We start from the raw sequence: 12,304 nt of genomic DNA on the forward strand, positions 1-12,304 counted from the left end.
ATGGACACCGCACCACATCCGTCGGCCGCCATTGCGGCAAGCAAGGCCGGCACAGGTACTGCAGGACTGGGATCAGGATGAGGCATCATTATTTTCTTTTTGGCATGAATGCCAGTGCCCTAGTCTACGAGTTCCATTTTTTCATGTCCATAAATGCAACATTATTGCGTCTTCCAAACAACACTCGCCAGTCATGAAAAAGACTGGGAGCACGTTTGCACGCGCTTTCTGGCGGTTTAAAACTTTAATTACCCGAATTAAGAATATTTAACAAATATCCGTGCAAAATTCATTTAGTTCCCTACCGGAATTATTTATGATGAGTAAACGGCGTGGAAATTTCTCTATGCCAACTTCTATCACTGTAAAAGTTTCTATTCGTGCAAGCTGCGCCACAGTTTTATTTCCATACACCAACAAAGTCTTTTTTTTGTGGAAACTCCGATAGAATTAAAGGTTATTGTTTGCCGCTGAAATGTGTACGCCAACTTGTTGGGCGCGTCCCGGTCCAGTAGTCGCCGGCACATCGAAAGCGCCAATGGCCCCTATATTGAGCATGGAAAACCTTTTAAAACATCTGGTGGAAATCACGGGACACCGTGACCATAACCTGCTGGATATTTCTGTCATTTCTGCGCTCAGCGATCTGGCCGGCGCTCGGCAGGCACGCGTGCTGGAAATCTTCCGCGTGCGCGAGGAAACCTTCGTGCGCCCGCGCGTTTGGCTCAAGGATGGCAAGGCAATTTCTACGGAGGAGCATGCCGAAGGTGACCAGACCGGAGAGCCGATCGGCAATTTCCCGGCCCTCCTCACCTGCATCGAACAGCATCGCGACAATATCGAAGAAACCACGGCCAACAATGAATATGTGATGTGGATACCGGTCTGGCTCAACGAGAAGGTCAGCACTTGCCTGCACATTGTCAATTCGGCGCCCTACTCGCCAGCCATGAAGGATGTCATGAGTGGCATCCTGAACGTGTATCGCAATTTCCAGAACCTGCTTGATTACAGCGAACGCGATTCGCTGACCGGTCTTTTGAACCGCAAGACCTTCGATGAAAAATTCTCGAAGATGACGGCCTATATCGCCCCGCCGGACAGTACCGGCCAGGAGGGCGACGAACGGCGCAGCAGCGACGAGGTGCGCGAGCACTGGATGGCCATGGTCGATATCGACCATTTCAAGCGCATCAACGATACCTTTGGCCACATCTATGGCGATGAAGTACTTATCCTGGTGGCCAACCTGCTGCGCGCGTCATTCCGCGCGCAAGACCGCATCTTCCGCTTCGGCGGCGAAGAATTCATGATCCTGCTGCGCTCGAGCACTCTGGAGGACGCCCGCAAGATCTTCGAACGCTTCCGCACCAGCGTCGAGCAATATAATTTCCCGCAAGTTGGCCAGGTCACGGTCAGCCTGGGCTTCGTGCGAATTTCCGCGCAAACGCCGGTAGTACTCGTCGGCCATGCCGACCAGGCGCTGTACTATGCCAAGACGCACGGCCGCAACCAGATTTGCCACTATGAACAATTGATTGCAGAAGGCTTGCTGCATTCCGGCGTTTCCAACGATAGCGTCGAATTCTTCTGATACGATTGGGCTGCCCCCCTTGACGCCGGCGGCGCAAGTTGCCCGCGGCGCATATGGCGTCTTCGCCCTTGGCTCCCGCGCACTAACCATCGACCGCTTTATTTCAGCAGGCGCGCCAGTTCCACCGCCGTCTTCACGTTCATCTTGTCGAAAACGTGCGCGCGATGAAATTCGACGGTGCGCATGCTGATGCCGAGTTCGTCGGCGATCACCTTGTTCATCTTGCCGGCGAGGATAAGGTCGAGCACTTCGCGCTCGCGCAGCGACAGCGTGGCCAGGCGTGTATGGACTTCGGCGGCGGCGACCGCTTCGCGCGAGGCAGCGAGCGCCTCTTCCACGCGGTCCATCAGCTTGTTGTCGTTGAAGGGCTTTTCGAAGAAGTCGAAGGCGCCGCGCTTCAGGGTGTCGACCGCCATCGGCACATCGCCGTGGCCGGTGAGAAAAATCACCGGCAGCCGCTGCGTCAAGCCGCGCGTGACCAGGGTATCGAACAGCGCGGCCCCGCTCATGTCCGGCATGCGCACGTCGAGCAGCAGGCATTCTCCCTGCGCGTCGAGGTCTTTCCTGGCATCGAGTGCCGTAATGAACGCCGCACCGCTGTCGTAGGCGCTGGAGTCGATCCCCCGCGAACGCGCCAGCCAGGTAAGCGCGTCGCGAATCACCTCTTCGTCGTCGACGATGTGCAGCATCCAGTCCCCTCTTGTTTTTTCGAATTTGCTCCAATTATAGTGAGCTTGTCATGCCAAAGTGCATTTCATGCTGTTACTGCAATCAGGCATGCATTATTTTTGCTCGATGGCACGCGATTCCTTCGTCGCATCGGCCATCGCCGGCAAGGTAAACCGGAAAATCGTACCGCCAGCCGGATTGGGCACATGAACCAGCGTTCCGCCATGGAATTCCACCGTGGTGCGGCAGATTTTCAAACCCATGCCCATGCCTTCGGCCTTGGTGGAAAAGAAGGGGGAGAACAGCCGCTCCGCCACTTCCTCGGAAATGCCGTGCCCCTGGTCGACGACGGAGATGATCACATTGCGCTGCGGCGAATCGGTATCCAGCGTGGCGACAATGCGCAGGATACGGCGCTCCGGCGCGACTTCTTGCATCGCTTCGATCGCATTGCGGGTGAGATTGAGCAAGACCTGCTCCAGCATCACGCGGTCGGCCAGCACGCTCGGCAACCCTGGGGCGATCTGCACTTGCAGATGGACGAAAAACTGGCGCGCCTGCAATTCGACCAGCGTCATCACGCTTTCAATCAGCGACTGCATGGAGAGCGGCTCGCGGCTGGGTTCGCGCCGCTTCACGAAGGTGTGCACGCTGCGGATGATGTGGCCGGCACGCTGCGCCTGGGTGCTGGCTTTTTCCAGGGCCGGCTTGAGCACTTCCGGGTCGAGCAGCTTGCCCCTGGCCGAGCTGTTCTCGATCATGTTGAGTGCCCCGGTGGTATAGCTGGAAATGGCTGCCAGCGGCTGGTTCAGCTCGTGCGCCAGCGTGGAGGCGATTTCCCCCATGGTGGCCAGACGGGCGCTGGCCTCCAGTTTTTCCTGCTGGCGCCGGTTCAGCTCTTCGACTTTCTCGCGGTCGGAAATGTCGAGGATGGAGCCCATCCAGCCGGTTTGCTTGCCGGAGTCGTCCACCAGCGGCGATTCGAAAATCAGCACCGGAAAGCGCTCGCCATTGGCGCGCTGAAAAATCGTCTCGTACTGCGGCGTGACGGTTCCCGCCAGTACCTGCGTGAAGCGCTGCTGGTATTCATCCATCGCCTCCGGCGCCCAGTAGGGCATGGGCGGCGCCTTGCCGACCAGTTCTTCCGCCGGGATACCAACCATCTCGCAGAATGCCGGATTGACATAGGTGATACGCCCTTCGAGATCGCGCGCACGCAAGCCCGTCATCAGCGAATTTTCCATCGCCGTGCGGAAGGCGACCTGCCGGCGCAATGCGCCTTCCGCCGCAAGCCGCCGGTTGATGTCGCGCCATAATGCGATCAGGCTCCAGATCAAACCGACCGACAATGCAATCACCGTTCCGACCAGCAGGTTGGGCAGGAGCGTGGGCTCGCTCTTGACACTGTTGGTGCGCAGCGTGACGCTGGCATAGGGCAGGTCGAGCACGCGGCTGTGCGTGTAGACGCCGCGCCCCGGGCCGCCGGCCGCACGCCTGGCGATCACATTGTCGTTGTCGTCGGCCAACAGGATTTCATTGTCCTGCGCAAACCACCAGGGCACCATCTCTTCCAGGATGCTGGCCACGGAATACTGGACGACAAGGTTACCCAGATACTGCTGGCCGCGATGCAGCGGCACATGATAATCCATCAGCATCGGCCCGTTCTGGCCGGGTGGCGGCGCAGGCTGGCTGTATTGCGGCGTCCTGGTGGCGCGGGCGCGTTCGGCCGTAAGACGCGAACTGGCGGACAAATCGCTGATCGAGATCTGCCCGGTGTCGGTGGAGGTGACCGTGCGCCCAAGCGGGTCCAGCCAGATGATGCGGCTCAGTTCGCGGTTGTTGCGGCGCAGGACCGTCATCCGGTCCTGCAGGCGTTTTCCGGAAAGGTCGCCTGCACTGATTTCATTGCCGATCAGGCCGATGCTGTCTTCATCGCGCTCCAGCTGGAAGCGGATGGCCTGCTCGACCCACAGCGTGTCGGCGATCAGCTTTTCCTGGCGCTCGGTTGCTTCCATCTGCTGCGCCTGCCAGGGCAGCCACAGCATGGCCGACAGGAATAGCAGCACCAGCAGCATCGGTACCAGCCAATGCCATACCCGCTTGCGGTCGGGAATGCCGAAAGTGAACAGCGAGTCGAGTTGTTTGTTAAGCATGATGAGCGGTGCCTTAACGGCGTCAGCCGCCAGTATAGCCGAGGGTCAAGCCCGGCTCCGCGGGCGCGGCATTGTGGTTATCCACAGTTGTGACGCCCGATGGAAGCAATGAAAATGGCGAAATCAGAAGTCTAGCCGGAGCACGGATACTCCCATGAAACTCGTTGCATCGTTACTTGCGTTCGCCGCCGCGCTTGCCGGTGTCGGCGCCCATGCGCAAACGCCGGCGCCGATCGTCATCAAGTTCAGCCATGTCGTTGCCGCCGACACGCCCAAGGGCAAGGCGGCGGAGCGCTTCAAGCAACTGGCGGAAAAAGCCACGGGTGGCCGCGTGCGCATCGATGTGTATCCGAACAGCCAGCTGTACAAGGACAAGGAAGAGCTCGAAGCGCTGCAACTGGGTGCCGTGCAGATGCTGGCGCCATCGCTGGCCAAGTTCGGCCCCCTCGGCGTGCGCGAGTTCGAGGTGTTCGACCTGCCGTATATCTTCCCGAACAAGGAGGCGCTCTATCGCGTTACCGAAGGGCCGATCGGCCATCGCCTGCTGAAGAAGCTGGAAGCCAAGGGCATTACCGGCCTGGCGTTCTGGCACAACGGCTTCAAGGTCATGTCGGCCAACAAGCCGCTGCATACGCCGGCCGACTTCAAGGGCTTGAAGATGCGCATCCAGTCGTCGAAGGTGCTGGATGCGCAAATGCGCGCGCTGGGCGCGATCCCGCAAGCCCTGGTCTTCAGCGAGGTCAACCAGGCCCTGCGCAGCGGCGTAGTCGATGGCACCGAAACCCCGCCCTCCAATTTCTATACGCAGCGCACGCATGAATTGCAGCGCTACCTGACCCTATCCAACCATGGCTATCTCGGCTATGCGGTCATCGTAAACAAGAAGTTCTGGGACGGCCTGCCGGCGGAGATACGGGCTGCGCTGCAGGGCGCGATGACCGAGGCGACCAGATTCGGCAATGCCAATGCGCAGAAGGAGAATGAAGAAGCGCTGGAAGCGATCAGGAAATCCGGCAAGACCGCCGTCCATGTCCTGTCGGAGCAGGAAAAGGCGGAATGGCGCAAGGCCCTGCTTCCCGTGCACAAGGAAATGGAAAGTCGCATCGGCAAGGAGTTGATCGTCGAGGTATATCGGGAAGCGAACGCGGCTTCTTCCCGGTAAGCAAAGAATCCCGAGGAAGCGCTTGTCAAAGGACGGATGCTGCTTGGCCACAGGAATATCACCTACACCTTCCTTCAATATTTGTTTGTTAAACGCAAAAACAGAACAGCGTGTTGGGCAGACATTGGGAACGTATTAACACCATTTTTTTCCAATCTTTTCACAACTACTCCTAGAAGAGACATCATCATGCCGCACCTAGAATCACTGCCAGCAACACCACAGGGCGCCCTCAAGAAAAGCCAGCCCTTCTATCGCTCCCTCTACCTCCAGGTCATCGTTGCCATCGTCATTGGCGTTTTGTTAGGCCATTTTTATCCTGAAACTGGCGCAGCAATGAAGCCGCTGGGCGACGGCTTCATCAAGCTGATCAAGATGATCATTGCGCCGATCATTTTCTGTACCGTCGTGGTCGGCATCGCCGGCATGGAAGACATGAAAAAGGTGGGCAAGACCGGCGGCCTGGCCTTGCTGTACTTTGAGGTGGTCAGTACGCTGGCTCTCGTGATCGGCCTGGTCATCGTCAACCTCGTCAAGCCCGGCGTGGGCATGCATATCGACCCGGCCTCGCTGGACACCAAAGGCCTGTCTGCCTATACCGGCCCGGGCAAGATGGAAAGCACGACCGATTTTTTCCTGAACATCATTCCTTCGAGCGTGGTCGATGCCTTTGCCAAAGGCAACATCCTGCAGGTGTTGCTGTTCTCGATCCTGTTCGGTTTTGCGCTGCATCACTTCGGCGGCCGCAACAATACGGTGTTCCATTTCATTGAAAAAATGGGCGCGATCCTGTTCGGCATCGTCGGCATCATCATGAAGCTGGCACCCATCGGCGCATTCGGCGCCATGGCTTTTACCATTGGCAAATACGGCGTAGGTTCGCTGCTGTCCCTCGGAAAACTGATGGGAACGTTTTATGCGACGTGCCTGATTTTCATTTTTGTCGTCCTTGGCATCATCACGCGCCTGCACGGCTTCAGCGTCTGGAAACTGATCAAGTACATCAAGGAAGAATTGTTCATCGTCCTGGGCACCTCTTCATCAGAATCGGTATTGCCACGCATCATGGCCAAAATGGAAAACCTGGGGGCGAAAAAGTCCGTGGTGGGCCTGGTGGTGCCGACCGGCTATTCTTTCAACCTCGACGGGACCTCGATTTACCTGACCCTGGCGGCAATGTTCGTGGCGCAGGCGACCGACACGCCCATGACACTGACCCAGCAATTGACCTTGCTGGCGGTCTTGCTGGTGACATCGAAGGGCGCTGCCGGCGTGACCGGCAGCGGATTCATCGTCCTGGCGGCGACCCTGTCGGCGGTGGGGGGGGTCCCGGTGGCGGGGCTGGCGCTGATTCTGGGCATTGACCGCTTCATGTCGGAAGCGCGTGCGCTGACCAACCTGATCGGCAACAGCGTGGCAACGCTGGTGGTGGCGAAATGGACGGGCGACCTCGATGCCGGGCGCATGCGCTCGCACCTGGACCGGGAAAGCGCCCTGGAGGCGAACGAGCCCGAGGAACTCGTCGCCGACGCGCTCGACAAGAACGGCACGGCCTGACGGCAGCATCACTGATCGCGCGCGCCGCCAGGCGTGCGCGGCAGGCACGCCGGCTGCCTGCTCTGCCAGACCGCTATATCCAATGCCAATGCATGATGCGATAATTGCCTGCCGCGTTTTTCGCAACCCCTGCTTTTCTTTTCCCGCTTCCCATTAATGAATTCCGGCCTCCTTTACGCCGCCGTGGCCTATGCCGTGTGGGGCTTGTTCCCGCTGTATTTCAAGGCGGTCCAGGACGTTCCGCCCCTGCAGGTGCTGATGCACCGTGCAGTCTGGTCGCTGGCTTTTCTTGCCATCGTGCTGGCCGTGCGCCGGCACTGGACGTGGCTCGGCAGCGCCTTGCGCGATCCGAAAGTGCTGGGAGGTTTTGCTGCCAGTGCCCTGCTGCTGTCGATTAACTGGTTCATCTACATCTGGGCAGTCAACCATGGACGCGTGGTGGATGCCAGCCTGGGCTATTTCATCACGCCGCTGGTGAATGTCTTGCTGGGCTTTATGCTGCTGGGCGAACGCCTGCGTCCACCGCAATGGGGCGCAGTCGCCCTGGCCGCCGCAGGGGTGGCGTGGCTGACCTGGCAAAGCGGCACCCTGCCCTGGATCGGCCTGCTCCTGGCGGCCTCGTTCGGCGGCTATGGCTTGCTGCGCAAGACCGCGTCGCTGGGCGCGCTCGATGGCCTGGCGCTGGAAACCCTGCTGATGTTCCCGATCGCCGCGGGTTACCTGGCATGGCAAAGCATCGCCGGCAGCAATGCCTTTGGCAGCGCGCCGCTTTCGGCCCAGTTGCTGCTGGCCGCGGCCGGGCCGATCACGGCCATTCCGCTGTTGATGTTTGCCACCGGGGCGCGCCGCATTCCACTATCAGTGCTGGGGTTGCTGCAATACATCACGCCCAGCATGCAATTGCTGCTGGGCGTGCTGCTCTATCAAGAACCTTTCGACAGCAAGCGCCTGCTGGGATTTATCCTGATCTGGTCAGGACTCGCGGTGTATTCGCTGGAAAGCGTGTGGCGGGCCTGGGCAGGCAGGCGATCCGCCAACCCCTAGCCCGCCCTGCGCGGCGCCTTAGAAGCGATAGCCGACGCCGACGCCAACCAGCAAGGGATCGACTTTAACGCGGCTCAATTGCGCGCCGCCGGCGGTCACATCGCTGCGCAGCTGCATTTTCTTGATATCCAGGTTCACTGACCAGTGCTTGTCGATCTTGAAGTCGACGCCCGCTTGCAATGCCAGGCCGACGCTATGATTTTCCAGGTCCGCGCCGCCGCCCAACAGGCTGACGTTGGAAATGCGGGTGTAATTGAGGCCGGCGCCGACATACGGGCTGATCTGTGCATTCGGGGTGAAGTGGTATTGCACGGTCAGCGTCGGCGGCAAGTGCTTGAAGGTGCCGATCTTGGCGCCATCCAGGTAGACGCTATGCTTTTGCGGATAGGTGAGGATCAGTTCGGCTGCCCAGTTCGGCGTGAAAAAGTAAGAAATGTCGACCTCGGGAATAGTCTTGCTGCTGACCGAAAGGCGGTCGGCAGCGCCGGCGCCGCCAACCGGATCGGACTTGTCTGCCGGGTTGATGTGCACGGCGCGCGCACGGATTTGCCATGGGCTTTGCTCCGCCATCGCCGGGGCGGCCAGCATGCCAAGAGTCGAAAGGGCCAGAACGATTGCAGTCTTTTTCATGATATTTCCTTCGTTAGAGTAATTACTAATATGTAAGTTAATCCCCCATCCGACGAATTCGATTGATATGAATCAACCAATGCCAAGTAGAAATGTCGGGATTGTCGTACGGGTTTCTTCTCGCAGGCACCCCTTCCCGGCGGCGATGCGGTATCCTTGCACTCTTCTTTTTTTTGGATCCAACCCCGGTACTTTCCATGGCAAATTACGTTTACACCATGAACCGCGTGGGCAAGATTGTCCCGCCCAAGCGCCACATCCTGAAGGATATTTCGCTGTCGTTTTTCCCCGGCGCCAAGATCGGCGTGCTCGGCCTGAATGGCTCGGGCAAATCGACCCTCCTGAAAATCATGGCCGGCATCGACAAGGAAATCGAAGGCGAAGCCGTGCCGATGCCGGGGCTGAACATCGGCTACTTGCCGCAGGAGCCGCAACTCGATCCGGAGCAGACTGTGCGCCAGTCAGTGGAATCGGCGCTGGGCGAAGTGTTCGAGGCACAGGCCAAGCTCGATGCCGTGTATGCCGCCTATGCCGACGAGGATGCCGATTTCGATGCGCTGGCGGCGGAACAGCAACGCCTGGAAGCGATCATTGCTGCAAGCGACGGCAACACCCTGAACCAGCAACTGGAAATGGCCGCCGATGCATTGCGCCTGCCGCCCTGGGATGCCAAGATCGGTGTCTTGTCCGGCGGTGAAAAGCGCCGCGTCGCCCTGTGCCGCCTGTTGCTGTCGAAACCCGACATGCTCTTGCTGGACGAGCCGACCAACCATCTCGATGCCGAATCGGTCGAATGGCTGGAGCAATTCCTGCAGCGCTTCCCCGGCACCGTGGTGGGCATCACCCATGACCGCTACTTCCTGGACAATGCCGCCGAATGGATCCTCGAACTCGACCGCGGTCACGGCATTCCCTGGAAGGGCAATTACAGCTCCTGGCTGGAACAGAAGGGTGCCCGACTGAAGCAGGAGGAATCCAGCGAATCGGCGCGCCAGAAAACCATTGCCAAGGAACTGGAGTGGGTACGGCAAAATCCGAAAGGACGCCAGGCCAAGAGCAAGGCGCGCCTGGCACGCTTCAATGAATTGTCCGAGCACGAATACCAGAAGCGCAACGAGACCCAGGAAATCTTCATTCCCGTGGCCGAGCGCCTGGGCAATGAGGTCATCGAATTCAAGAACGTCTCCAAAGCCTTTGGCGACCGCCTCCTGATCGACAATCTCAGCTTCAAGGTTCCAGCAGGCGCCATCGTCGGCATCATCGGCCCCAACGGCGCCGGCAAATCGACCCTGTTCAAGATGATCGCCGGACTCGATCAGCCCGACAGCGGCGAAGTCGTAAAGGGCTCGACCGTACAGATTTCCCTGGTCGACCAGTCGCGCGAGCAGCTGGAAAACAAGAAGACCGTGTTTGACGATGTCGCCAATGGCGCCGACCTCCTGACGGTCGGCCGTTTCGAGATGCCGGCGCGCGCTTACCTCGGGCGCTTCAATTTCAAGGGCGGCGACCAGCAAAAGATCGTCGGCAACCTCTCCGGCGGCGAACGCGGCCGCCTGCACTTGGCCAAGACGCTGCTCATGGGCGGCAATGTCCTGCTGCTCGATGAACCGTCAAACGACCTGGATGTGGAAACCCTGCGCGCGCTGGAAGATGCCTTGCTGGAATTTGCCGGCAGCGTCATGGTGATTTCGCATGACCGCTGGTTCCTCGACCGCATTGCCACCCATATCCTGGCGTTCGAAGGCAATTCGCAAGTGACGTTCTTTGACGGCAATTACCAGGAATACGAAGCCGACAAGATCAAGCGCCTCGGCGAAGAAGGCGCCAAGCCCAAGCGGGTGCGCTACAAGCCCGTAACGCGCTAGGCGCTACGCCGCGCCAGCGGCAATTACCGGCCAATTGTCGGCCAATGACCAACGGGGTGAGCCATGCTCGCCCCGTTTTGCATTCAATCCACCGCGCCCTGCTGGCGCAGCCATTGCACCAATGCCTGCAAGCACTCCTGATTGATGGTGATGCTGCTAGACACCACATCCTGGCTGCCGGTGTCTTCGCGGATCTGGAACTCCAGCGACGAACTGCCTTCCGTCTGCAGCGTCACCACCAGCTTTTCGTGGCCGATCGCCGTGGCGTTCTGGATGACGGCCTGGCCGGAGTCGGATGCCTGGAATGTCGAGTGCATGGCCGCTCCCTATTCATCCATGCCATTGAGGGTTTCGATATCGCCGATGGCCAGCCTGAGCATCAGTGCGGGCGTCGCCTCTTTCGGTGGAATACCGGTCACCATGGCATCAGGAAAAGCTTTTTTCATGATGCCATTGTGATGAATGAAGTATTCGCCTTGATCATACTCAATGACATAGGTCAGCCGCTTGCCGCCGCGGCGCGTATATTCTTCAACTGGCATGGCAATTCTCCATGTGCGATGCGAGGATATCAATCATAGACCCACGCTAGCATGGTACTCCAAGCAAGGATACGCGTTTGATCAAAGATGATTTCAAGGTAGGCATGGCATGCCATCCCAGGTGATCGATGAATACGAAATCGAGTATGAAGGCGTTGCCTTGCCCGAGCATCAGGGCTGGGGCGCCTATGTGACAGTGTATGGCCCCTCTCACAATCCCATGCATCGCAACAGCATTTTTCCACGACACCACGTTTCAATCGAGGCGGTGTTTCCTACCGAAGCCCTTGCGGAAGCCGAAGCGCAACGTGTCGCCATGGAATTATTACGGGGCCATCGTCCGCGGCATTAAGAGTGCAGCGGCGGCGCACTTTCGGTACTGAATATCTGGAACAATTGCCTGGTTTTCATGCCTAATCTTTCTGGTAGCAGTCATTGCATTTTTCCGGAGACCGACATGAGCATTTCCAAACTGCAGAAAGAAGCCTGGCATCCTTACTTTGACGCCATGTCGAAAACCCTGGCTGGAAAAACCGCGGAAATTGCCGTGGATTCCCTCAAAATTGGCCATCAGATCGAAGCGGAATGGCTGCCACTGTATGGCCTGGTGTATGACCCGAAAAGCGATATCTTTGAAGTCGTCATGGAGGGACTGGACCACATGATCCAGCATCCGCAGGAAGTGTATATCGATATCGACGCCGCTGGCTTGAACAGCGTGGAAGTCATCGATGAAGACGACGTGCATCAGATCATCACCCTGCGCGCACCGCTTTTGCTGCCCCAGCCGCTGCACTGAAGCTCTTGCAGTGGAAAGCCAGTCAGTTCCCGCATTGCCACGCATGGTCGTGTCCACTGCCGCGACGCCGGCGCGAATTGCAGGACGGCTGCCTTCCCACGTAAACCCTGGCGCATTGACCGCACTGATTCCTGCACTATCTCGCGTTCACGACCGTCATCCCCGGCACAAGCTGAAGCTCGCAGCGCGCCCACCCTCGCCATTCCTCTTTCGCTGAGCGGCAAGCTTTTCAATCTTCCAACTACTGAACAGACCGCAAGCCCGCCGGCCGCGGCGACGGCACAAA

12 protein-coding genes are annotated in these 12,304 nt (G+C 58.7%); 7 read left to right on the plus strand and 5 right to left on the minus strand.

What is annotated here, in order from left to right; translation table 11 throughout:
• Positions 1-556: 556 nt before the first annotated feature.
• Positions 557-1,594 (plus strand): GGDEF domain-containing protein, encoded by a 1,038-nt coding sequence (locus tag EKL02_RS00300; RefSeq protein WP_128900159.1) that lies wholly within the window; start codon positions 557-559, stop codon positions 1,592-1,594.
• Positions 1,595-1,692: 98 nt separating this feature from the next.
• On the opposite strand, the gene EKL02_RS00305 is transcribed toward EKL02_RS00300, so the two are convergent.
• Together EKL02_RS00305 and EKL02_RS00310 are read right to left on the minus strand one after the other, a co-directional pair.
• Positions 1,693-2,283 carry a response regulator gene (locus tag EKL02_RS00305; RefSeq protein ID WP_128900160.1) on the minus strand — a complete coding sequence of 197 codons (591 nt, stop codon included), beginning with the start codon at positions 2,281-2,283 and terminating at the stop codon, positions 1,693-1,695.
• 93 nt (positions 2,284-2,376) lie between these two features.
• A complete protein-coding gene (locus EKL02_RS00310) occupies positions 2,377-4,419 on the minus strand; it encodes a PAS domain-containing sensor histidine kinase (protein ID WP_128900161.1) in 2,043 nt (680 codons plus the stop codon).
• 154 nt (positions 4,420-4,573) lie between these two features.
• Between EKL02_RS00310 and EKL02_RS00315 the strand changes: the two genes are divergently transcribed.
• The 3 genes from EKL02_RS00315 (at position 4,574) to rarD (ending at position 8,182) form a co-directional block, all read left to right on the plus strand.
• Positions 4,574-5,581 carry a TRAP transporter substrate-binding protein gene (locus EKL02_RS00315; protein WP_128900162.1) on the plus strand — a complete coding sequence of 336 codons (1,008 nt, stop codon included), beginning with the start codon at positions 4,574-4,576 and terminating at the stop codon, positions 5,579-5,581.
• A 189-nt stretch (positions 5,582-5,770) separates the two neighbouring features.
• Positions 5,771-7,138 carry a dicarboxylate/amino acid:cation symporter gene (locus tag EKL02_RS00320; RefSeq protein ID WP_128900163.1) on the plus strand — a complete coding sequence of 456 codons (1,368 nt, stop codon included), beginning with the start codon at positions 5,771-5,773 and terminating at the stop codon, positions 7,136-7,138.
• A 156-nt stretch (positions 7,139-7,294) separates the two neighbouring features.
• Entirely contained in the window at positions 7,295-8,182 is an 888-nt protein-coding gene (rarD, locus tag EKL02_RS00325) for an EamA family transporter RarD (RefSeq protein WP_128900164.1), read from the plus strand.
• Positions 8,183-8,200: 18 nt separating this feature from the next.
• Here the strand turns inward: rarD and EKL02_RS00330 are convergent, their stop codons facing one another.
• Positions 8,201-8,812: an OmpW family protein gene (locus EKL02_RS00330; RefSeq protein ID WP_128900165.1), complete on the minus strand. Its 612-nt coding sequence runs from the start codon at positions 8,810-8,812 to the stop codon at positions 8,201-8,203.
• 197 nt (positions 8,813-9,009) lie between these two features.
• On the opposite strand from EKL02_RS00330, the gene ettA reads away from it, so the two are divergent.
• A complete protein-coding gene (gene ettA, locus EKL02_RS00335; protein WP_128900166.1) occupies positions 9,010-10,677 on the plus strand; it encodes an energy-dependent translational throttle protein EttA in 1,668 nt (555 codons plus the stop codon).
• 83 nt (positions 10,678-10,760) lie between these two features.
• Here the strand turns inward: ettA and EKL02_RS00340 are convergent, their stop codons facing one another.
• Complete coding sequence (locus EKL02_RS00340; protein WP_128900167.1) at positions 10,761-10,994, minus strand: hypothetical protein; 234 nt, start codon at positions 10,992-10,994, stop codon at positions 10,761-10,763.
• 9 nt (positions 10,995-11,003) lie between these two features.
• On the minus strand, positions 11,004-11,219 hold the full coding sequence (locus EKL02_RS00345; RefSeq protein ID WP_128900168.1) for a hypothetical protein: 216 nt from the start codon (positions 11,217-11,219) through the stop codon (positions 11,004-11,006).
• A 109-nt stretch (positions 11,220-11,328) separates the two neighbouring features.
• Here EKL02_RS00345 and EKL02_RS00350 point away from each other — a divergent pair, with 109 nt between their 5' ends.
• Together EKL02_RS00350 and EKL02_RS00355 are read left to right on the plus strand one after the other, a co-directional pair.
• Positions 11,329-11,571 carry a hypothetical protein gene (locus EKL02_RS00350; RefSeq protein ID WP_128900169.1) on the plus strand — a complete coding sequence of 81 codons (243 nt, stop codon included), beginning with the start codon at positions 11,329-11,331 and terminating at the stop codon, positions 11,569-11,571.
• 105 nt (positions 11,572-11,676) lie between these two features.
• Positions 11,677-12,018, plus strand: coding sequence for a DUF5335 family protein (locus EKL02_RS00355; protein WP_164931898.1), 342 nt, complete (start codon positions 11,677-11,679; stop codon positions 12,016-12,018).
• Positions 12,019-12,304 lie beyond the last annotated feature (286 nt).

This window comes from Janthinobacterium sp. 17J80-10, from assembly GCF_004114795.1.
GTDB lineage: Bacteria > Pseudomonadota > Gammaproteobacteria > Burkholderiales > Burkholderiaceae_D > Paucimonas.